The following is a 20,804-nucleotide window of genomic DNA, read 5'->3' as shown; positions in this document are numbered from 1 at the left end:
CGGCCCGCGACCTCGGTTTCGCCGCGCTCGACACCCTGTACCGCACGTGGCTGGCCGGTCTGGACGGTCAGCAGGACCCGTACGCCGCGCCGGGCGTGGGGACGGCCGCGAGCAGCGACTTCGGGTACGGGTGCCGCGGTGCGTCGGGCACATCCTCGGTCGCGTCCTTCGTCACCAGGGCCCGGTAACCCGTCCGTCGAACCGCCGCCGGACCGTGCGGGGCGAACGACGGGGCCGGGCGCGTGCCGGTACGCACCGACGGGCACCCGGCCGCGCCGGCGGGGACGGCCCGTCCGTCCCCGCCGACGCGATCCTGCGCGGACCGCCTCCCGCGGCCGTCTCCGTCCGGGGTCACTTCTCCGCGTCGAAGTCGAAGTCCCCGGCGAACGCGGCGGCCATCCGCAGATGGCCGGTCGCCTCGGCGCTCCGCCCCTGGCGTTCGAGCGTGCGGCCGAGCATCAGCCGCGCGTAGTGCTCCACCGGGTCCCGCTCCAGGACCGCCCGCAGCTCCGCCTCGGCCCTGCCGAGCCGCGCCGAGTGGTAGTACGTCCGGGCCAGCAGCAGACGCGGCGCGACCTGCTCCGGCACCTCCGCGACGAGACCCTCCAGGATCCGGGCGGCGGTCATGTACTCCTTCGCCTCGAAGAACATCTGCGCCCGGTCCCAGCGCTCGGCGGCCGTACCGAACTCGTAGTAGGTGTCGCTCATTCGATCTCCTTCCTCATGGGCCCGGCGGCCCGTCCGTGGCCCCGGTACCCGTACTCGCGCGGGGGCCGGACCGCTCCGGCCCTGCCCGGTTCCCGGCCGGATGCCCGCTCGACCGTCCCGCAGTTGCCGGAACCACTCCTGGTGGTTGAATATTCCACTAAATAGTCGGCGTGGGAACCGGAACCCCGGGCCCGCCCGGGAATGGGTTGAGCGCCATGAACAACATCGTGTGCTGAGCTGCAGCAGCTCGGAGGAGTGAACACCCCCTGACCTGCAGCACGGCACGCATGTTCGAGTGGTTCGTCGCATCTTCGCGCAGCACGTTGCAGCGATCTGCATGATCGATTTCCCATTGGTTTCCCAGTTTCCCACCGGACCGAGAGGGGGGAATCCGGGCGAAAACGCCACAGAGGCCGGAGATCAGTGCTGGGACGCTGTTGGCTGAACCCGGGCCCTGATGCTTCGCCCCGCCGTTATGCGGCGGGGCGAAGTGCTGTCAGGGGGCTGGTCCGGGTGCTGGCGCGGGGTTGGTCGGTGAGCCAGGCGTTGACACGGAGGAGGTTGATCGCGGCGCCGGTGAGCTGGTGCTGGAGGCTTGTCCTGCCGAGGCCGCGGTAGCGGGATCTGCGCAGGCCGCAGGCTTGCACGCCTTGAGAGGCGGTTCCTTCGACCCCGGCACGGATCTTGTAGCGGTCCTTCCACTCATTGGTTGCCTGGAGTTGCCGGGCCCGGTGAAGGGCTTCGTATCCGTGGCGGGGCCGCAGGGTGATCTTCCGCCGCTGGGCTTTCGGCGAGCTGACACAGTCCCGGAGCCTGGGGCAGGTGTGGCAATCGGCAGGCGAGAATCGGACTCGGATCACGGGCAGCTGTTCTTCTGCGCGGCGGTGGTGCCACTGCGTGCTGGTGATCCCGTTCGGGCAGGTCACGTGCTGGTTGTCCCGGTCGATGGTGAAGGCGTCCTGGTCGCGTAATGCGTGAACCAGTCCGGCAGCGCACGGGCGCTGAGCCAGTCCGGCTCGGCGCGGGCCGCCGCGTTCAGCGCCGCCCGTAAGGTCTTGCCGGCCATCTCCAGCCAGTTCAGCTCACGTGCCGAGGAGAGCACATGCGTGGAGTCCGTCCGCACCTTCCCGCCGACCGCGACCACCCCCCCTTCTGGGCCGCAACCAGGATCGCGTCCAGGACACGCCGTCCGGCATCTTCTCTGTCAAGTTCAGCGTGTTGAACTGAGGGTGGTGTCAGACAGGGCTGGATCGGAGGGCGACTTTCAGTGGGCGCCTTCCTCGACCGCGGCAGCGGTGATCACCGGGGCAGCGATGAGCGCCGGCCCACGCCTACCCGGTGTCATTCTTGGGGTGTGCCTGGTCCTGCCGTGTCGAGGGCTGTGCCTGTCTGGTCGGCGAGGGTCACCGCGACCAGACGGGCTTGAAGGGACGGGCGGGTGCCTGGGGAGGGGATGAGCATGAACCTTCCCTGGTAGCGGCCGTTGCCGATGGCCCGCAGCTCGATCTCCTCCTGGGGCCAGCCGCGCTGGTCGATATCCCATCGTCGACGGCCGACGGTCACGCTGCCGTCCTGCTCCAAGCGGGGCGGGCGGCCGAGCAGGGAGCCGTATTCGAACCGGCAACCACGCAGCTGCAACACCTCGGTGAGCTGCTGCTTGACGTGGTCGACGACCGCGTCGGTGGCTGTCGTGGACTGAGCCAGCTCGGCGGTGTCATGAATCCGGGTCAGGTACTCGGCGTCGGTGACGACGAGCACCTCAAGGCGCCGGGCCCGCGCGGCCAGCTGTGAGACCGCCACCCCCACCGCCAGCAGCAGGACCGTAGTCCCGACATCGTCGGCACGGTTGATGGTGAAGCTCTGATAAGGCCGGGTGAGGAAGAAGTCGAACCACGCGGCGGCGGACAGTGCCGTGAGAGCACCGGCCACGCGGTTGCCTGCTGCGGCGACCGCGACCACGACCACGACCAGGATCAGCGCCATGTTCGTGCTCGACAGGCTGCCGCGGAAGGGTACGAGCAACAGCGCGACCACCAGCGGAGCGGCCAGGGCAGCCGTCACTGCGATGCGGTCACGAAGCGGATACCTGGTCATCGGGCCACCTCCGCTCTCTGCCTACCACGGTGTGACCCATCTGTCTGAATGCCGCGCCCCGGTGATCCTGCGCGGCCTGATCGTCCCCACCGGCAAGCGCAAGGGCCGGCACCCCTCGGTAGCCTTCATCTACCGGGCGCTTGCGGAGTGCGCCAAGCGCCGGGCGCCCCGAAGTACGTTGAGCAGGCCCACGCCGACTTCGCCGCACTTCAGGCCCCAGAATCACAGGGCTGCGGCCGGATGCGGAGGTCCCCGGCTCACGACCGTGATCATTCTGCGCCAGCCACGGTTTCAGGACCGGGGTCGGTGTCGCCCTCCGGTGCCCTGACCGGCGGCTGGGCTGCTTCCGGCTGTGCCTCGACCGGGTGCCGCCGGCGGCCCTGGGTGTCTGTGGCGATCTGGGTCCCCCTGGCTCAAGGCGGCGGGCGCCAGGCGGCCGGCCTCACCCCTTCGCTCTACCGGAAGGCTGTCAGCGAGGGCCAGGTGGGCGACGGGCGCTATGAGGCGGCCCCGTACGGGTATTGCTTGATGGCTCATTGCTCTTCGCGTTTTTGTCAGCGGCTCGTTGAGGTGAATCCAGAGATGACCGACCTGGCCTTCATCGGCCTCACGATCGCTGCCTTTGCTGCGGTCCTGCTTGTCGCCGGCGGGGTCGAGAGGCTGTGAGTGCCGAGAACACCGTCGGTCTGGTGGTCGCCGCGGCACTGATCGTTTATCTGGTGATCGCCTTGATCAGGCCGGACAGGTTCTGATGAGCACGACGCTTGCGGGCTGGCTCCAGGTCCTGCTCCTGCTCGCTTTCCTTGCCGCCTCGTACCGCCCGCTCGGCGATTTCATGGCGCACGTCCTCACCGCCCCCCGCCATCTGCGGGTCGAGCGGGCCGTCTACCGCCTCGGCGGAGTCGACGGGGATGCCGACCAGAGCTGGCCCGCGTATCTGCGCAGCCTGCTGGCCTTTGCCGCCGTGAGCGCCCTGTTCCTGTACGGCTTTTTGCGGCTCCAGAACCACCTGCCGCTGGCGACCGGGATGGCGCCGGTGGATCCGGACGGTTCGTTCAACACCGCGGTGTCCTTCGTCACCAATACCGATTGGCAGTGGTACTCCGGCGAATCGACCATGGGCCATCTGGCGCAGATGGCCGGGCTGGCAGTGCAGAACTTCGTCTCCGCCGCCATGGGGATCGCCGTCGCTGCCGCCCTCATCCGCGGGTTCACCCGCAGGCAGACCGACCGGGTCGGCAGCTTCTGGGTGGATCTCACCAGGGTTACCCTGCGGGTGCTGCTTCCGCTCTCTTTCGTCTTCGCTCTCGTCCTGGTCGCAGGCGGCGTCATCCAGAACTTCCACGGCGTCCAGGAGATCACCACGCTCTCCGGGGATGCGCAGGCGTTGACGGGTGGCCCGGTGGCCTCGCAGGAGGCCATCAAGGAGCTGGGCACCAACGGCGGCGGCTTCTACAACGCCAACTCCGCTCATCCGTTCGAGAATCCCAACGCGTTCACCAACCTCATCGAGATCTACCTGCTGCTGGTGATCCCGGTCAGCCTGCCGCGCACCTTCGGCAGGATGGTCGGCGACCATCGCCAGGGCTACGCCCTTCTCGCCGTGATGGGGCTCATCTGGGCCGCCTCGGTCGCCATCGTGACCGCCAACGAGCTGCACAGCGTCAGCAGCCCGGCCGGCGACGCCGCCGGCGGGATGATGGAGGGCAAGGAGCAGCGCCTGGGTATCTGGGCGTCCGCGCTGTTCGCCGTCTCCACCACGCTGACCTCCTGCGGGGCCGTCAACTCCTCCCACGACTCCTACACCCCGGGCGGCGGCGGCCTGCTGATCTTCAACATGCTGCTCGGCGAGATCGCGCCCGGAGGTGTGGGCTCCGGGCTGTACGGGATCGTGATCCTGGCCGTCGTCGCGGTCTTCGTGGCCGGGCTCATGGTCGGCCGCACGCCGGAGTACCTGGGCAAGAAGCTCGGCAGGCGGGAGATGACGTTCGCCTCGCTGTACATCCTCACCACTCCCGCGCTCGTGCTGATCGGTACGGCGTCGGCCATGGCGAGCAGGGGCGCCCGCGCCAAGATGCTGAACACCGGCGAGCACGGCTACGCGGAGGTGCTCTACGCCTTCAGCTCCGCCGCCAACAACAACGGCTCCGCCTTCGCTGGCCTTACCGTCGACGGAACCTGGTACAACACCGCCCTCGGCCTGGCCATGCTGCTGGGCAGGTTCCTGCCCGTGGTGTTCGTCCTGGCACTGGCGGGCTCGCTCGCGCGGCAGAAGCCGGTACCGGTGACGGCGGGCACTTTGCCCACCTACCGACCGCAGTTCGTCGTCCTGCTGGCTGGAGTGGTGCTGATCGTCGTCGGGCTCACCTACTTCCCGGCGCTCTGTCTGGGCCCGATCGCGGAGGGGCTGATGTGATGGCCTCCACCGCCCCCCATGCGACGCACCGGGCCCAGGCGGGGCTGCTCGACCCCGCGTTGCCGTGGCGGTCGCTGCCCGTGGCCTGCCGCAAGCTCGATCCGAGGACGCTGTACCGGAACCCGGTCATGTTCGTGGTGGAGACCGGAGCGCTCCTCACCACCGGCTTGGCGATCGCGGACCCGTCCGTCTTCTCCTGGCTGATCGCGGGCTGGCTGTGGCTGACGGTCATTTTCGCCAATCTGGCGGAGGCGGTGGCCGAGGGGCGCGGCAAGGCTCAGGCGGAGACGCTGCGCCGGACCCGCACCGCCACCACGGCCCGTAAGCTCATCGACTGGCAAGCGGGCAGGCCACACCCCCGAGAACAGCCTGTGCCCGCCGCTGAGCTGACGCTTGGTGATCACGTGGTTGTCGAGGCCGGCCAGATCATCCCGGGTGACGGCGACATCGTGGAGGGCGTCGCGAGCGTCGATGAGTCCGCGATCACGGGGGAGTCGGCGCCCGTCATCCGCGAGTCCGGCGGCGACCGGTCCGCGGTCACCGGCGGCACCAAGGTGCTCTCCGACCGCATCGTCGTCCGTATCACCTCCAGGCCCGGGGAGACCTTCATCGACCGCATGATCGCCCTGGTGGAGGGGGCTGCCCGGCAGAAGACCCCCAACGAGATCGCGCTGAACATCCTCCTCGCCTCGCTGACGATCGTCTTCCTGCTGGCCGTCGCCACCCTCCAGCCGCTGGCGATCTACGGACACGCCGAGCAGCCCGTCGTGGTGCTGGCGGCTCTGGTGGTCGCGCTGATCCCGACCACCATCGGTGCCCTGCTGTCGGCGATCGGCATCGCGGGTATGGACCGGCTCGTCCAGCGCAACGTCCTGGCCATGAGCGGCCGGGCTGTCGAGGCCGCGGGCGACGTGAACACCCTGCTGCTGGACAAGACCGGCACCGTCACCCTCGGCAACCGGCAGGCCGCCGAGCTGATCCCGGTCGGTGGTACGGAGCCCGTCGCGCTCGCCGATGCCGCACAGCTGTCCTCGCTGGCCGACGAGACACCGGAGGGCCGCTCCATCGTCGTCCTCGCCAAGGAACGCCACCAGCTGCGCGCACGGGCCGAGGGGGAGCTGGCGCACGCCGCGTTCGTGCCGTTCACCGCCCAGACCCGGATGTCCGGTGTCGACCTGGCCGGCGATGGCGACGGTACCCGGCGGCTGCGCAAGGGCGCCGCGACCGCCGTGATGAAGTGGGTACGGGACAACGGCGGCCACCCGACGGCCGAGGTCGGCCCGATCGTGGACGCGGTCGCCGCGAGCGGCGGCACCCCGCTGGTCGTCGGCGAGATCGTCACCGAGCGCGGGCGCGTCACGGCCCGGGTCCTCGGGGTCATCCACCTCAAGGACGTGGTCAAGGAGGGCATGCGGGAGCGGTTCGAGGAGCTGCGCCGCATGGGCATCAAGACGGTCATGATCACCGGTGACAATCCGCAGACCGCGCGGGCCATCGCCCGGGAGGCCGGGGTGGACGACTTCCTCGCGGAGGCGACTCCCGAGGACAAGATGGCGCTGATCAAGCGGGAGCAGGCGGGCGGCAAGCTGGTCGCGATGACCGGTGACGGCACCAACGACGCCCCGGCCCTCGCCCAGGCGGACGTCGGCGTGGCGATGAACACCGGCACCTCGGCCGCCAAGGAGGCCGGGAACATGGTGGACCTGGACTCCAACCCCACCAAGCTGATCGAGATCGTCGAGATCGGCAAGCAACTGCTCATCACCCGCGGCGCGCTCACCACCTTCTCCATCGCCAACGACGTCGCCAAGTACTTCGCGATCCTCCCGGCGATGTTCGCGGCGGAATTCGAGGGCCTGGGCAAGCTCAACGTCATGGGCCTGCACAGCCCGGAATCCGCCATCACCTCCGCCATCGTCTTCAACGCGCTGATCATCATCGCGCTGATCCCGCTCGCGCTGCGCGGCGTGCGCTACCGCCCCTCATCGGCGGCGGCGCTGCTCAGCCGCAACATCTCCCTGTACGGCTTCGGTGGTCTGGTCCTGCCGTTCATCGGGATCAAGCTGATCGACCTCGTCGTCCAGTTCATCCCCGGGCTGCACTGACCACCGAGGGAAGGCGACCTCCCGATGACCGATTTCCTGCCGATCCGGACCCGCGTCCTTCTTTCGGCGCTGCGCATGCTGCTGGTCTTCACCGCCGTCACCGGGCTGCTCTATCCCCTCGCCGTGACCGGAGTCGCCCAGGCGCTCTTCGGGGACCAGGCCGACGGCTCCCGGATCAAGCAGAACGGGAAGTCCGTCGGCTCCAGCCTCATCGGCCAGGAGTTCAACCTGCCGCAGCCGAACCCCGACGGCCCAAACGAACAGCCGCGCCCCGACCCCCGCTGGTTCCAGCCGCGCCCCTCGTCAGGCGGCTACGACCCGCTGGCCTCCGGGGCGTCCAACCTCGGCCCCCGCGACAAGCGGCTCATCGCCACGATCCACCAGCGCCGCAGGGACATCGCCCGCTTCAACCACGTGGACCCGGCAGCGGTGCCACCCGATGCCGTGACCGTCAGCGCCTCAGGGCTGGACCCGCACATCTCGACGGCGTACGCGCGCCTCCAGACCGCCCGCGTGGCCAGGGCCCGGGGCATGGACCCGGTCGCCGTCCGCAGGCTGGTGGACGACCACATCCAAGGCCGCATCCTGGGCTTCCTCGGCCAGGAACGCGTCAATGTCGTCGAGCTCAACCACGCACTCGCCACACTGCCCCAAGGCGGCACTTCCTGACCGCGACACGCCACCTGAGCAGCGCTGACATGTCGCGCCGCCGGGGGCGGACACTGGGGTCAGGGACGGGCCTCACACCAGCGGAGGGAGGACCGGCGATGGAGCGCGGGCAGCTGCGCGTCTACCTCGGCGCCGCCCCCGGTGTCGGCAAGACGTACGCCATGCTCGCCGAGGGACAGCGGCGGGCCGAGCGCGGCACCGACGTGGTCGTCGGCTACGTGGAGACCTACGGGCGCCCCAGGACCGAGGCGCTGCTCGAAGGACTGGAGATCGTCCCACGCAAGACGATGGACTACCGGGGCACGACATTCACCGAGCTCGACGCCGACGCGGTGATCGCCCGCCACCCGCAGGTGGCGCTGATCGACGAACTGGCCCACACCAACGTGCCCGGCTCGACCAACGACAAACGCTGGCAGGACGTGGAGCGGGTGCTGGAGGCAGGCATCACCGTGGTCTCCACGGTCAACGTCCAACACCTGGAGTCCGTCAACGACGTGGTCCGGCAGATCACCGGGGTCCCTCAGCGCGAGACCATCCCCGACGAGGTCGTGCGCCAGGCCGAACAGGTCGAACTGGTCGACATCACCCCCGAGGCCCTGCGCCGCCGCATGGCCCACGGCAACATCTACACGCCGGAGAAGGTCGACGTCGCGCTCACCCACTACTTCCGAGCCGGCAACCTGACCGCGCTGCGTGAGCTCGCGCTGCTGTGGCTGGCCGACAAGGTCGACGACCAACTGGAGCGCTACCGCGCCGACCACGGCATCGCCGGAACCTGGGAGGCGCGCGAACGCGTCGTCGTCGCCCTCACCGGCGGCCCCGAGGGCGACACCCTCGTCCGCCGGGCCTCCCGGATCGCCGAGCGCACGCGCGGCGCCGACCTGCTCGCCGTCCACGTGACCAGCAGCGACGGACTGGCCAGCGCCGCCGCACCAACGAACCTGGCCCGCCAGCGCGCTCTCGTGGAGAGCCTCGGCGGTACCTACCACCAGGTGATGGGCGACGACATCCCCACGGCACTGCTGGACTTCGCCCGAGGCGTCAACGCCACCCAGCTGGTCCTCGGCGCCTCCCGTCGCGGGCTTGTCGGACAACTGTTCTCGCGCGGCGTCGGAGTGACCACGGTCGCGCGATCCGGACCGATCGACGTCCACCTGGTCACGCACGAGGAGATCGGACGGGGACGGCGCGCCGCGACCCGCGAAGGGCTGACACGGCGCCGCCGCCTGGCCGGCTTCCTCCTCGCCGCCACGATCCTGCCCCTGCTCACGCTGGCTCTCACCGCCCTGCGCGGTCATCTGTCGATGCCTAGCGACATCCTCGCCTTCCTCATCGCTGTCATCGGCGTGGCGCTGGTGGGCGGCCTGTACCCGGCGCTCGCCGCGGCCCTGGCGGGCTTCCTGCTGCTCAACTACTACTTCACACCGCCCGTCCACACCTTCGCCGTGGCCGACGCCGACCACCTCAGCGCCCTGGCGGCGTTCATCCTGGCGGCCGTGGCGGTCAGCACGGTGGTCGATATCGCCGCCCGCCGCACCCACGACGCCGCCCGCGCCACCGCCGACGCCGAGGCCCTGTCCACGCTCGCCGGCAGCGTGCTGCGCGGCGAGCGCGCCCTCGACACATTGCTGGAACGGCTCCGCCAGACCTATGGCCTGACATCGGTCACCCTGCTCGAACACAGACCCGGCACCTCCCTGACCCCCGACCGCCAACGCGACCCCGGCAGATGGCAGATCGCCGCCGAGGTGGGCGATGAGCCGTGTGCCACCCCCGACGAAGGCGACGCCGACATCCCGGTCGGCGACGGACTGTCGCTGGTCCTGCGCGGCCATCCCCTCCCCGCGGCGGCCCGGCGGGTACTGGAAGCGTACGCGGCCCAGGCCGCCGTCGCCCTGCGCCAGCAGCGCCTGGAGGAACAGGCCGAAAAGGCGCGCCCGATCGCCGAGGCCGACCGCGCCCGTACCGCCATGCTGCACGCCATCAACCACGACCTGCGCACACTGCTGGCCGCCGCCAAGGACGCCGTCAACCGCATGGCCGAGCCCGACGGTACGCGGACCGAGGCCGATCGCGCGCGGCTCACCGCCACCGCCACAGGCTCCCTGGCACGCCTCGACCACCTGCTCGGCAACCTCCTCGACGTGAACCGGCTCCAGGCGGGCACGCTCGGCACCGCCCCCCAGCCGCTGGCCGTCGAGGACATCGTGCCGCGGGCGCTGGAGAGCCTCGGCCCCTCGGACCACCATGTCGACATCCGGATCCCCGACGGCATCCCCGAACTCCTCGCCGATCCCGCGCTCGTGGAACGCATCCTGGTCAACCTGGTCACCAATGCCCGCCACCACAGCCCGACCGGGGAGCGGGTGCTGCTGACCGCCGGCTCGCACGCCGACCGCGTCGAGATCCGGGTGATCGACCATGGCTTGGGAGCCCACCCGCCCCACCACGAACAAACCCTGCGCCCCTTCCAACGCCTGGGCGCCGAGGAGAGCCACGCGGGAGCCGAACTCGGCCTCACCCTCGCCCGCGGGCTGGCCGAGGAGATGGGCGGGACCCTCGCCCCCGAGGAGACGCCCGGCGGCGGCGTCACCATGGTCCTCAGCCTGCCGACGGCCGCTCTGTCCGCCTCTCAAGAACGAGAAACCCCCGCATGAAATGGTTCTCAACGCCACCCTCGGCTGGTCCTGGGCTGATCCCATTGCCGCCCTCGTCTGCGCATTTGGATGCGACTGCTGCAGCTGACCAGCCCGCCCGGCGGCCTCCAGAGCCGATCGAAGTGGGCGATCACAGGAGGTCGGGCGACACCGGGTGAGTGGGGCCTCCGTTCCATGGCTGCGGCAGTAGCCGGACCACACCGGCGCCTTCGGACAGCTTCTGCCGCAGCAGCCGGTTCTCCGTCATCGGCTGATGCAGGGCGCCGACCAGCGCCTCGACGTCGACCTTGAGTCGGGCGATCTCTTCGGCGTCCGCGGCCCGCAGCTCTTTAAAAGTGGTCTCATCTGGTGAGCCTGCGGTAGCAGATGAGGGTGCAGGCGATACTGGCGAAGGCGAGGAAGTGTTCGGCCTTGCGTTCGTAACGGCGGTGGAGTCGGCGGCAGCCGGCGAGCCGGGCCATGGTCCGTTCGATGGTCCAGCGGTGCCGGCCGAGCCGCTGCGAGCTCTCCACGCCCTTGTGGGCGATGCGGTGCCGGATGCCGCGCCGCGAGAGCCATTGCCGCAGGTGGCGGTAGTCGTAGCCCTGGTCGGCGTGGAGCTTTGCGGACCCGGCCGGAGGTGCGTTCCTCGGCGGCAGCGGGGCTCCCAGGCCAACCGGTGGTTGGCGACCAGTGGCCGGGCCAGGCGGAGTTGGGTGTGGGCGGCGAGGACGAGCCAGGTCCAGCGGCCGGCCTGCTCGGAGGTACGGATGAGTCTGTACCGAACCCGGAACGGTTCAGTACTGAGGCTTTTCAACGAAATGATTTCGCTGCCGCTGGGGCGTGAGTGGCGGCTGTGGACAGCCGTGAAGCCCCGGTAGGACGGCCCGGAGATCACCTCCATTGAGCCAGAGGCTTCCCCCCGGAGCCGGGAGGCGCGAGCGGGCCCGCGGCGCCGGGGGAGAACGGAGGCCCGGCAGGAGGCCCTCACCTGGGGGCGAGATGCCCGCACTCACACCATGTACCACAGACCGGCCACGGCGATAGATCAAGGCACAAACTCGCCCATCACGCCACGGCTACAGGCCGGTAGCAGCGCCTCCCCGGACCGTGCGCTGTACCAGCACCCGCCCGCGGGGTGGCTGACCGGCCGCCCCGCGCCCGGCATTTCGGCAGCGGCCGGTTCGCTGCTCCGCCACACCTGATCCGTAGCAGCCGATGACCAAGGGGCCACCGGGAGAGACTCGCAGCCGGCGCTCGAACGAGCTGGCTCTCAGGCAGTCGCATGATCGAGCGGGTGGATCCGGACCGATGTCCGCTCGATCACCGGCATGGGAATCAGGCGGCTGCCGGACGGTGCGCTGGGGGCGAGGAGGATTTCGACGGAGGCACGGCCCATGGCCTCGTGTGGCAGTCCGACGGTCGTGAGGCCGGGCCGGAGGTAGGAGGCGAGTTCGTCGTTGTCGAACGAGACCACGGAGATGTCCTTCGGAACAGTCAGACCGTGATCGGCCAGGGCCTGGTACGCGCCGAACGCGAGGCGGTCGTTCATGCACAGCAGGGCTCGGATGTCGCTCCGGCGTTCGAGGAGGGCGTGGGTGACGTCGTAGCCGTGGTGCGGCTCCCAGTCCCAGCACGACTCCTCGGTGGCGAACTGCAGGCCTTGTCTGGCCATCTCCGCGCGGATGCCGGCAATCCGCTGCTCGACGGTGGTGGACCGGAAGAGCCCCTTCTCGGCTTCCGCGTTGTGCCCGATGAGGGCAATTCCTTCACGGTGGCCGGCGGCAGCGAGAAGTCTGACTGCTGAGGCACCTCCGGCGGATTCGTCGGGAAGCACGGAAACGGGGTGCTTCTTGTTCGTGGCGTTGAGCATGACGACGCGCGTGGTCGACGGGATCTCGGGCACGAACAGTTCCCGGGCGCGCATGACGGCGAAGATGATTCCGTCCACCTGACGGTCAAGTACAGCGCCAATCGCCTCCGACTCACGTGCTGGGTCGCCACCGGTCTCCAGCACGAGCATGACATGCCCTGCCTGTTGCGCGGCGTCCAGTGCTCCTCGGATCAGGCCGCTCGCGAAGCGGGTGGTGGCGACGACGTCGGAGATGAACCCGATGGTAAGGCTCTTGTCGGTTCGCAGGCTGCGCGCCGCGACGTTCGGCCGGTATCCGAGTTCGGCAGCCGCCTCGTGGACCCGGGCGTGCGCGTCGGCGGAGAGCCGGGAGTCGGGCCTGCCGTTGAGGATCATCGACGCGGCGGTCGGGGACAGCCCGGCACGGCGGGCGACATCGGCGAGCGTGACGCGCTTGGGCGGCATGAGTTCCTCTCGTGCGGGGCGACGGGACGGCGTGCGTGCCGGTCCCAAGACAATCACAACGTCCTGACCGCTGACTCCTTGACAGGGGGCATCCGGCATCCCAGTATGAGCAGCGCTAAATGCTTTTAGCAGACAGTTTAGCCCGTTTGTCGGGGGTGCTGACCCCCCGGACAGTGGCGGCACCCGCTTGTGGTGCGCAGGGGCAACTTCCACGGAGCACGCTCAGACAACGGAGTCTTGTACATGGCACACAAGTCGAACCGCCCCGGTGAGGGACGCAGAGCCGCATCACTCATGAGCTGGAGGCCGGCCGTCGCGGCCGCGGTCGCCGTGAGCGGGCTTGTCCTGGCCGGGTGTGCGCCGGGATCCCCGGAAGCGAGCCCGACCGCATCGGGCAAGGTGAGCCTGAAGCTCCCGTCCGGCAAGATCACGATCAAGATCCAGGACGAAGCGGGCTTCCCCGTGACCGACAACCTGGCCGACGAATTCACCAAGCAGCACCCGAACGTCACCTTCAAGGTCGTCCGGGACAGCTTCGCCAACCTCACCGCCAACGCGCCACGCCTCCTGGCCGGCGCCGACGCGCCCGACCTCATCCGGCTTCCCACCATGGGAGACACCGTCAAGGACGGCCTCCTGACCAACCTCGACCCGTACTTCAAGGGCTACGGGTGGGACAAGTTCTCCGCCGGCCAGCTGGCCGCGTCCCGGATGAGCGCCGAGGGAGTCAGGGGCGAGGGCTCCCTGTACCAGATGGGCCTGGGATACAGCGTCACGGGCATCTACGTGAACCAGAAGTACGCCAAGCAGCTGGGGCTCTCCGGTGCGCCGTCGACCATCGCGGAGCTGGAGCAGTGGATGGCCAAGGCCAAGGCGGCCAAGATCCTTCCCGTGCAGATCGGAATGCAGGACGGCGTGGGCACGTTCGCGCTCCAGTCGCTGATCAACCAGTACGGGGACAAGGCGGACCTGGTGAACTGGATGTTCAACAAGCCCGGTGCCACCTTCGATACCGAGGCCAGCCTCAAGGGCGCCACGACCTTCAAGAAGTGGGCCGACGCGGGGTACTTCCCCTCCGATGTGAACGCGATCAACTACACGACGATGGTGTCCAACTTCCAGGCCGGCAAGGGTCTGTTGATGTTCGACGGAAACTGGGACGCCGCGAAGACGGACAAGGCGATGGGGGAAGGCGCGGCCCGGTTCGTCCTGGTGCCTCCGGCCACCGCCGGTGGTTCGCACGTGGCGATGGGCGCCGCGAACTCCTTCGCCATCCCGGCCAAGGCGAAGCATGCCGATGCGGCGGCGTTCTTCCTGGACTGGATCCACACCGACCCCAAGGCCCGTCAGATCGTGGTCGACGTCACGGGCGCCTCCCCGGGTGGAGATCCCTCGCAGGAGCTGCCCAAGGTGAAGGACGGTTCGCTGATCGCGCAGGCCCTCACGGCGTCGGCGAAGATCGGATCCGATGACGGGTTCGTCGACTTCATGGCCAACACCACGGCGGGCATCTACGCGGGCGCCTTCCAGCCGGACGAGCAGAAGCTGCTGACCCGGCGCATGGAACCCAAGGCCTTCGTGGCGGCGATCCAGGAGTACTACGCCAAGGAGCTGGCGGGCTGATGGTCAACGATGTCCGTAAGCATGAGGACCCGAAGCCGGCCGCGGCACTGCGGCAACCCGACGTGGGCGCTCATGCTGCGGGCGTCGGAAGGTCCTCCGGTCGGGCCGGCCGGCCCTCCGTACGAAGGGCGGCCCGCCACCGGAGCGTCATCGGCTGGTTCTTCGTCCTGCCGGCACTGGCGTTCTTCTGCGCCTTCGTGGTCTACCCGTTGATCACGGCCGTGCAGTACTCGTTCTACCGCTGGAACGGCATCGGCGCGTCGACCTGGGCCGGCGTCGACAACTACGTCCGGGTCTTCACCGATCCGGAGCTGTTGATCTCGATCGTCAACGCGCTGGTTCTCATCGTCTTCTTCACGGTGATCCCGGTTGCCAGCGGCCTGGCCCTGGCGACCCTGATCCGCACGATGCGGCCCGGTCCCTTCGCCACGGTCGCCCGCACGGTGCTGTTCCTTCCGCAGATCATCCCGCTGGTGGCCGCCGGTATTGCCTGGTCGTGGATGTACGCGCAGACCGGCACGATCAACACCATGCTCGACTCCGTCGGCCTGGGCCTCCTCTCGCGGTCCTGGCTGGCGGGCTTCGGGACCGCTCTGCCCGCCGTCGGCCTCATCGGCTCCTGGGTACTGACCGGCCTGTGCACCATCCTGCTGCTCACCGGCATCGGAAAGATCGACGCCTCCCTCTACGAGGCGGCACGGCTCGACGGGGCGGGCTGGTGGCGAGAATTCGTGACCGTCACCCTTCCCGGGCTGCGGCAGGAGATCGTGGTGCTGGTCACCATCACTGTCATCGCCGCGCTGAGCAGCTTCGACATCATCTACACCACCACCAAGGGCGGTCCGGGTACCAGCACGCTCGTCCCCGGCATCTCGATCTTCCGGCTCGCCTTCACCCAGAGCGAGGTCGGCCTGGCGTCCGCCTTCGGCATCATCCTCCTCGCACTCGTCCTCCTGGCAGTGCTGCCGATTCAACTGCTGGGAAGGGAACGAGACTGATGGTTGTCAACAAGACGGAAGCGGTCATCGGACGTGTCGTCCTCGTCCTCGTGCTGATCCTCACTCTGCTGCCGCTCGCCGGGATGCTCTCCGGAGCCCTGCAGCCCGCGGATCGCATCCCTGACGGGTTCTCCTGGCCCAGCGATCCCCAGTGGGGCAACTTCGTCGTCGCCTTCCAGACCGCGCATGTCTGGGAACTCCTCGGCTCCAGCACCCTGATCATCCTCGGTGTCGTACCGCTCAGCCTGCTCCTGTCGACGCTGGCCGGCTACGCCCTGGGCAACCTGCGTATTCCCGGCGGGAGATTCGTGTTCGTCCTGCTCCTGCTGGGACTGACCATTCCCTTCGAAGCGATCATCATCCCGATCTACTACGAGATCAGCGCCATGGGACTGCTCAACACCCAGTGGGCGATCATCCTTCCGCTGATCGGGCTCTACATGCCCTTCAGCGTCGTCTGGATGCGTGCGCACTTCGTCGGCGTCCCCACCGAACTCTCCGAAGCGGCCCGCATCGACGGGGCGAGCACCTTCCAGGAGATCCGCCGCATCCAGATCCCACTGGCCATGCCCGCCCTCTCCGCCCTGGCCATCCTGCTGTTCCTGTGGACCTGGAACCAGTTCCTCCTCCCCCTGGTCCTGGTCGACGATCCCGACAAACGCACCATGGCCGGAGCCCTGGGAGCGTTCCAGGGCCAGTACCTCAACCAGCTCCCCCTGCTGTTCGCGGGCGCGCTGATCATCATGCTGCCGACGATCGTGATCTACGTCATTTTCCAGCGCCAGTTCATCAAGGCGCTTCTCCAGGGCGCAGTCAAAGGCTGAAGCGCACCTCCTCCGGACTGTTCGCGACGACAGCTGCAATCACAAGGACAATGCATGACATTTCGCCTCGACCACGCCTGGGTGTGGGACTTCTGGTTCGCCGATGACGGCGACACCTTCCACCTGTTCTACCTCCACGCACCCAAGAACCTGGGCGACCCGGAGCTGCGCCATCGCAACGCCCGGATCGGGCACGCCACCTCCGTCGATCTGGTCGGCTGGCAGGACCACGGGCCGGTCTTCGGCCCCGGACAGCCCGGCACTTTCGACGAGACCGCCACATGGACGGGCAGCGTGCTCCGCGGACCCGACGGCGTCTGGCGGATGTTCTACACCGGAGCCCGCTTCCTCGACGCCGGGGGCAACGTCGAAACCATCGGCGTGGCCACCTCCACGGACTTGCACACCTGGACGAAACAGCCCGGGCCGCTCATCGAGGCGGACGGGCGCTGGTACGAGAGGCTGGGAGACTCCAGCTGGCCGGAGGAGGCATGGCGCGATCCCTGGGTCTTCCCGGACCCAGCCGGTGACGGCTGGCACATGCTCATCACGGCCCGAGCCAACCACGGTGCTGACGACGACCGGGGCGTGATCGGGCACGCGACATCACCGGATCTTCAGGCATGGACCGTCCGGCCACCGCTCAGCCGCGTGGGCGCCGGCTTCGCCCACCTGGAGGTTCCCCAGATCACGACCGTCGACGGCGAGTCCGTACTGCTGTTGTCCTGCGACACTCCACGACTGTCCTCCGCACGGCGCAGAGCCGGCCAGATCGGAGGTGTCTGGAGCGTTCCAGCCGCTGCGGTCCTGGGCCCGTACCCGGTGGAAGACGCCACGTTGGTCGTCGAGGAATCCCTCTACAGCGGGCGCCTCATCGAAGACCGGACCGGCAGAACCGTGATGCTCGCCTTCGACAACTCCACTGTCGACGACAGGTTCGCCGGCTCGATATCCGACCCCATCCACGTGAGCTGGTCACCGGAGCGGCACGGCATCGCCCCCTTGGCCCTCCAGAGCAAAGGCAACCCGGAATGAGCACCCGCATCGAGGGCAGCACCGCCCCGGGCTTCGCGCCCCTCGCGGAAGCCTTCTCCACCGCTTTCACCGGCCATGACGCCATGGGCGCGGCACTTTGTGTCCGGGTGGCCGGCGAGACAGTCGTTGACCTGTGGGGCGGGATTGCCGACCCGCGCGATCGCTCGCCCTGGACGAAGGACACCACCAGCGTCATCTTCTCCTGCACCAAGGGCCTTGTCTCCATCCTCGCGGCACGTCTCGTGCAGGACGGACTCCTCGACTACCGGACTCCCGTCGCGACCTACTGGCCCGAGTTCGCCGCCGAAGGGAAAGAAGAGATCACGGTCGCCGATCTTCTCGCCCACCGGTCCGGGCTCTCGGCACCACGCGATCTCCTGAACGTCGAGGACGTCATCGACTGGGACGTCGTCACGGGGCGCCTGGCAGCCCAGCAACCACTGTGGACCACTGGCCAGGGCCACGCGTATCACGCCCTCACCCACGGCTGGCTCGCCGGTGAGGTCATCCGCCGGATCACCGGCAAAACGGTCGGCCAGTACTTCGACGAGCTCATCGCCGCACCGCTGCAGGCCGACGCGTGGATCGGCCTCCCCCGCGGGGTGCGGCACCAGGTCGCCCATCTGCGGGCCGGAACGAGCCTCACCGCGCTCGTTGCTCAACAGGCAGCGGCGCGCGTTGCCGGCGAGATCGACTGGACCGAGCGGGCCATGACCCTCGGAAACGCGTTCCCGCCTGAACTCGTCGACGCCACCGGCGGCTTCAACGACCCCCGTATCCAAGCGGCGGAGCTGCCGGGAGCGGGCGGCATCGCATCGGCCCGGGCGCTGGCCTCGATCTGGTCATCCACCGTGGTGGAGACCGATGGAGTGCGGCTGCTGGATGCCGGCACGGTCACTGACGCCACGCGACCGCAGACCGAAGGCACCCCGATATTCGGCGGACAACCCCCCTTCGCGCGGTGGGGCATGGGATTCCAGCTTCCCTCCCTCGCCCGCGAATTCCTGGGGCCCGCCTCCTTCGGACACGACGGCGCCGGCGGGCAGGTCGCCTTTGCCGACACGACACACCAGGTCGGATTCGCGTTCCTGACCAACCTCATGGAAGCGGGGCCCGACCACCGCGCCACCGCGATCGTGGACGAACTCCGCCGCATCCTCCGCAAGTGACGCCGGGGTGGGGCTGGGGTCTGGCCCAGGGGTGTTGCGGTTTCGTCGAGACGGGGCAATTGCCCGGGGCGCGTTGCCGGTGCGCAGTTGCGAGGCACGGGAAACGTGGTGCGACCACACCATTCCCGACCCGTCCAGCTGCTTCACCCGCCCCGGATCGAGATGCCCCGCCCTGTGGCGGGAACCTCCGCTGGTCCGCGGGCCATGTCCCGAGCGGAAATCCGGTCGGGCCCAGTCATCGGGGATGACGTAGCCGTACGACATCCGCAGCGGCTCCGCGCCGTGTCTTTCACCGACCGGGGTGGCGGCCTGGAGACCGCGGCCGGTGAGGTGGCGGCGGGATGGTGGCCGTGCTGGGTGCGGTCTCCGGCCAGACCAGCAGGACGGGGCAGGGGGCGTGGTCGACGATGAAGCGGCTGGCGGGGCCGAGGCTGCGGGGTCCGAGGTGGGTGCGGTCGCCGTCGCGGGCCGGAATGAGCAGGTCGGCGCCTTCGGCGGCGGCCACGACTTCTCGTTCGACGTTGCCCGAGCGTTCTTGCCGGGCACACGGCCGTCCCAGCTGCTCGGCCGCTCTGGTCAGGAGATGCTCGGCTGAGGCAGCGGCCAGGTGTTCCACCGCGGTGCCGGGGTCGCGGTCGGGGCGTGCGCGGCCCAGCAGCCCGGCGTAGGCGCCGTGCGCGGCGCCCGGCACCTCGTGGCCGGTGACGTGGAGCAGCACCAGGTCAGCGTGGGCAGGCGTGTGGGTGCGGGCGGCGTCGACGCAGGCGGGCCAGGTGCCCTCGACGATCCAGACGATGACGGTCACGGTGTTCAGCCTCCGATGGTTTGGAGTGAGGCCCACAGTGCCACCACGGAGAGCAGCAGGGCGGCGGGCACGGCAAGCAGGCCGAGCCGGGTGAACTCGCCAAGGCCTACGTCGGTGTCGTGTTCGCGTACGATGCGCCGCCACAGCAGGGTGGCCGGCGAGCCCGCGTAGGTGAGGTTCGGGCCGATGTCCACACCGAGGAGGACGGCGAGACGGCGCCCGGACCAGTGGGCGTGGTCAGGACCAGGACGGCGGGCAGGTTGTTGATGACGTTCGCCAGTACGGCTGCCAGTGCCGCGATGGCGAGGAGGGTCGGGAGACCGGTGCCGCCGGGCACGAGGTGGCCCAGTACGTCCGCGAGGCCGTTGTCGACCACGGCCCGGACCACGATGCCCAGGGCCAGGACGAAGGCGCAGAACGGCAGGGCCGCGGCCCGGACGATCGCCGTGGGGGTGGTGCGGCGCCGGGCCAGGGCGCGGGCCGCCAGGATGGCCGCGCCCGCGGCCGCCGCCCAGGCCGGGTTGATGCCGACCGCCGAGGTCAGGACGAAGCCCGCCAGGGTGCCCGCCACTGTGAGCAGGGCGAACAGAGGCAGTTCGCGGGGCTCGTCGGCGGGCGGGGCCTCGGTGCCCGCGTCCAGGTCGGTGGCGAAGAAGCGGCGGATCACCACGTACTCGACACCGATGGCCATCAGCCAGGGCAGCGCCATCGACGCGGCGAAGCGGGTGAAGCTCAGGCCGCTGGCGGCGAACGCCGGCAAGTTGGTCAGGTTGGAGACCGGAAGCAGCAGCGAGGCGGTGTTCGACAGGTGGGTGCAGGCGTAGACGTGCGGTTTGGCGCGGGCGCCCAGGCGGGCGGCGGTGGCGAACACCACCGGAGTCAGCAGCACCACCGTGGCGTCCAGGCTGAGCACTGCGGTGATCAGTGAGGCGGCTACGAACACGAGGACAGCAGGCGGCGGGGGCGGCCGGCCGCCCGGCGGGCCATCCAGGCGCCGCACGCGTGGAACAGACCCTCGTCGTCGCACAGCTGGGCCAGGACCAGGACGGCCGCGAGGAAGCCGATCACCGGGCCCAGCCGGGCGGCCTCGGCCGCCGCGTGGTCGAGCGAGATCGCGCCGGTGGCGATGACCACCCCGGCAGCGGGGACAGCCACGACCGCCTCCGGCCAGCCCCACGGCCGGATCACCGCGCAGGCCAGCATCGCCAGGAGCAAGGCGACAGAGAGTGCTTCTGCGAGTGCAGAGTTCAGCGTCTGAGCCCTTCCGGGACGGAATCCTGGCAGAGCGGAACGACCGTACCGGGGCTGGCCGTGGCGCGTGTCGAGCACGCTGAGGATTTGAGAAATCTCGGAACAAAAGTACACCGTCGACCCTCGGGAACCTGGTGCCGTCCGCATACCG

17 protein-coding genes and 3 pseudogenes are annotated in these 20,804 nt (G+C 69.3%); 12 read left to right on the top strand and 8 right to left on the bottom strand.

Features of this window, described 5'->3' with window-relative positions; all coding sequences use genetic code 11:
* The coding region (locus ACWCXX_RS33450) for a hypothetical protein (RefSeq protein ID WP_451133875.1) at positions 1–188 on the top strand (188 nt) is incomplete at its 5' end.
* A gap of 163 nt (positions 189–351) precedes the next feature.
* On the opposite strand, the gene ACWCXX_RS33445 is transcribed toward ACWCXX_RS33450, so the two are convergent.
* From ACWCXX_RS33445 to ACWCXX_RS33430, 4 genes and pseudogenes are all read right to left on the bottom strand, one after another.
* Positions 352–708 (bottom strand): tetratricopeptide repeat protein, encoded by a 357-nt coding sequence (locus ACWCXX_RS33445; protein WP_451133873.1) that lies wholly within the window; start codon positions 706–708, stop codon positions 352–354.
* A 473-nt stretch (positions 709–1,181) separates the two neighbouring features.
* Positions 1,182–1,667 (bottom strand): annotated as a pseudogene (locus ACWCXX_RS33440) (transposase); the annotation flags it as partial.
* Positions 1,631–1,852 (bottom strand): hypothetical protein, encoded by a 222-nt coding sequence (locus ACWCXX_RS33435; RefSeq protein WP_451133871.1) that lies wholly within the window; start codon positions 1,850–1,852, stop codon positions 1,631–1,633. The gene ACWCXX_RS33435 and the pseudogene ACWCXX_RS33440, both read right to left, overlap by 37 nt.
* A 197-nt stretch (positions 1,853–2,049) precedes the next feature.
* Positions 2,050–2,802 (bottom strand): DUF4118 domain-containing protein, encoded by a 753-nt coding sequence (locus ACWCXX_RS33430; RefSeq protein ID WP_451133869.1) that lies wholly within the window; start codon positions 2,800–2,802, stop codon positions 2,050–2,052.
* A gap of 390 nt (positions 2,803–3,192) precedes the next feature.
* Between ACWCXX_RS33430 and ACWCXX_RS33425 the strand changes: the two genes are divergently transcribed.
* The 6 genes from ACWCXX_RS33425 to ACWCXX_RS33400 all read left to right on the top strand — a co-directional run bounded on the left by ACWCXX_RS33425 (position 3,193) and on the right by ACWCXX_RS33400 (position 10,652).
* A complete protein-coding gene (locus ACWCXX_RS33425; RefSeq protein WP_451133867.1) occupies positions 3,193–3,468 on the top strand; it encodes a hypothetical protein in 276 nt (91 codons plus the stop codon).
* A complete protein-coding gene (gene kdpF, locus ACWCXX_RS33420; protein WP_326751168.1) occupies positions 3,465–3,554 on the top strand; it encodes a K(+)-transporting ATPase subunit F in 90 nt (29 codons plus the stop codon). Before ACWCXX_RS33425 ends, kdpF begins: the two co-directional genes overlap by 4 nt.
* Positions 3,554–5,218 (top strand): potassium-transporting ATPase subunit KdpA, encoded by a 1,665-nt coding sequence (kdpA, locus tag ACWCXX_RS33415; RefSeq protein WP_451133864.1) that lies wholly within the window; start codon positions 3,554–3,556, stop codon positions 5,216–5,218. The genes kdpF and kdpA overlap by 1 nt, the downstream gene beginning before the upstream one ends.
* Positions 5,218–7,323, top strand: coding sequence for a potassium-transporting ATPase subunit KdpB (gene kdpB / locus ACWCXX_RS33410; protein WP_451133862.1), 2,106 nt, complete (start codon positions 5,218–5,220; stop codon positions 7,321–7,323). The genes kdpA and kdpB overlap by 1 nt, the downstream gene beginning before the upstream one ends.
* A gap of 24 nt (positions 7,324–7,347) precedes the next feature.
* Complete coding sequence (gene kdpC / locus ACWCXX_RS33405; protein WP_451133860.1) at positions 7,348–7,992, top strand: potassium-transporting ATPase subunit KdpC; 645 nt, start codon at positions 7,348–7,350, stop codon at positions 7,990–7,992.
* Between the two features lie 98 nt (positions 7,993–8,090).
* Positions 8,091–10,652, top strand: a complete 2,562-nt coding sequence (locus tag ACWCXX_RS33400) for a DUF4118 domain-containing protein (RefSeq protein WP_451133858.1) — start codon at positions 8,091–8,093, stop codon at positions 10,650–10,652.
* Positions 10,653–10,993: 341 nt separating this feature from the next.
* On the opposite strand, the pseudogene ACWCXX_RS33395 reads toward ACWCXX_RS33400, so the two are convergent.
* Positions 10,994–11,284 (bottom strand): annotated as a pseudogene (locus ACWCXX_RS33395) (transposase); the annotation flags it as partial.
* A 620-nt stretch (positions 11,285–11,904) separates the two neighbouring features.
* Complete coding sequence (locus tag ACWCXX_RS33390) at positions 11,905–12,948, bottom strand: LacI family DNA-binding transcriptional regulator (RefSeq protein ID WP_451133856.1); 1,044 nt, start codon at positions 12,946–12,948, stop codon at positions 11,905–11,907.
* A 399-nt stretch (positions 12,949–13,347) separates the two neighbouring features.
* Between ACWCXX_RS33390 and ACWCXX_RS33385 the strand changes: the two genes are divergently transcribed.
* The 5 genes from ACWCXX_RS33385 to ACWCXX_RS33365 are packed head-to-tail and all read left to right on the top strand — an operon-like array spanning position 13,348 to position 18,597.
* Positions 13,348–14,571 (top strand): ABC transporter substrate-binding protein, encoded by a 1,224-nt coding sequence (locus ACWCXX_RS33385; protein ID WP_451133854.1) that lies wholly within the window; start codon positions 13,348–13,350, stop codon positions 14,569–14,571.
* On the top strand, positions 14,571–15,569 hold the full coding sequence (locus ACWCXX_RS33380; RefSeq protein ID WP_451133852.1) for a carbohydrate ABC transporter permease: 999 nt from the start codon (positions 14,571–14,573) through the stop codon (positions 15,567–15,569). Before ACWCXX_RS33385 ends, ACWCXX_RS33380 begins: the two co-directional genes overlap by 1 nt.
* Positions 15,569–16,393 carry a carbohydrate ABC transporter permease gene (locus ACWCXX_RS33375; RefSeq protein WP_404184429.1) on the top strand — a complete coding sequence of 275 codons (825 nt, stop codon included), beginning with the start codon at positions 15,569–15,571 and terminating at the stop codon, positions 16,391–16,393. Before ACWCXX_RS33380 ends, ACWCXX_RS33375 begins: the two co-directional genes overlap by 1 nt.
* A 54-nt stretch (positions 16,394–16,447) precedes the next feature.
* Positions 16,448–17,428: a glycosyl hydrolase family 32 gene (locus tag ACWCXX_RS33370; RefSeq protein WP_451133850.1), complete on the top strand. Its 981-nt coding sequence runs from the start codon at positions 16,448–16,450 to the stop codon at positions 17,426–17,428.
* Complete coding sequence (locus ACWCXX_RS33365; protein ID WP_451133848.1) at positions 17,425–18,597, top strand: serine hydrolase domain-containing protein; 1,173 nt, start codon at positions 17,425–17,427, stop codon at positions 18,595–18,597. Before ACWCXX_RS33370 ends, ACWCXX_RS33365 begins: the two co-directional genes overlap by 4 nt.
* 289 nt (positions 18,598–18,886) lie before the next feature.
* Here the strand turns inward: ACWCXX_RS33365 and ACWCXX_RS33360 are convergent, their stop codons facing one another.
* The gene (locus ACWCXX_RS33360) at positions 18,887–19,402 is read right to left on the bottom strand and encodes a universal stress protein (protein WP_451133846.1); all 516 of its coding nucleotides are present in this window, start codon (positions 19,400–19,402) and stop codon (positions 18,887–18,889) included.
* Positions 19,403–19,407: 5 nt separating this feature from the next.
* Positions 19,408–20,653: pseudogene (locus ACWCXX_RS33355) on the bottom strand (SLC13 family permease).
* Positions 20,654–20,804: the final 151 nt, after the last annotated feature.

It is taken from the genome of Streptomyces sp. NPDC001732 (assembly GCF_053596315.1).
Note: the sequence above shows the minus strand (reverse complement) of the source record. Positions and strands in the feature narration are given on the sequence as shown.

Excerpts from the sequence above, each read along its gene's own strand:
- ACWCXX_RS33445 (WP_451133873.1), bottom strand. The coding sequence starts at position 708 with ATGAGCGACACCTACTACGAGTTCGGTACGGCCGCCGAGCGCTGGGAC.
- ACWCXX_RS33430 (WP_451133869.1), bottom strand. The coding sequence starts at position 2,802 with ATGACCAGGTATCCGCTTCGTGACCGCATCGCAGTGACGGCTGCCCTG.
- kdpA (WP_451133864.1), top strand. The coding sequence starts at position 3,554 with ATGAGCACGACGCTTGCGGGCTGGCTCCAGGTCCTGCTCCTGCTCGCT.
- kdpB (WP_451133862.1), top strand. The coding sequence starts at position 5,218 with ATGGCCTCCACCGCCCCCCATGCGACGCACCGGGCCCAGGCGGGGCTG.
- kdpC (WP_451133860.1), top strand. The coding sequence starts at position 7,348 with ATGACCGATTTCCTGCCGATCCGGACCCGCGTCCTTCTTTCGGCGCTG.
- ACWCXX_RS33400 (WP_451133858.1), top strand. The coding sequence starts at position 8,091 with ATGGAGCGCGGGCAGCTGCGCGTCTACCTCGGCGCCGCCCCCGGTGTC.
- ACWCXX_RS33390 (WP_451133856.1), bottom strand. The coding sequence starts at position 12,948 with ATGCCGCCCAAGCGCGTCACGCTCGCCGATGTCGCCCGCCGTGCCGGG.
- ACWCXX_RS33380 (WP_451133852.1), top strand. The coding sequence starts at position 14,571 with ATGGTCAACGATGTCCGTAAGCATGAGGACCCGAAGCCGGCCGCGGCA.
- ACWCXX_RS33375 (WP_404184429.1), top strand. The coding sequence starts at position 15,569 with ATGGTTGTCAACAAGACGGAAGCGGTCATCGGACGTGTCGTCCTCGTC.
- ACWCXX_RS33370 (WP_451133850.1), top strand. The coding sequence starts at position 16,448 with ATGACATTTCGCCTCGACCACGCCTGGGTGTGGGACTTCTGGTTCGCC.
- ACWCXX_RS33365 (WP_451133848.1), top strand. The coding sequence starts at position 17,425 with ATGAGCACCCGCATCGAGGGCAGCACCGCCCCGGGCTTCGCGCCCCTC.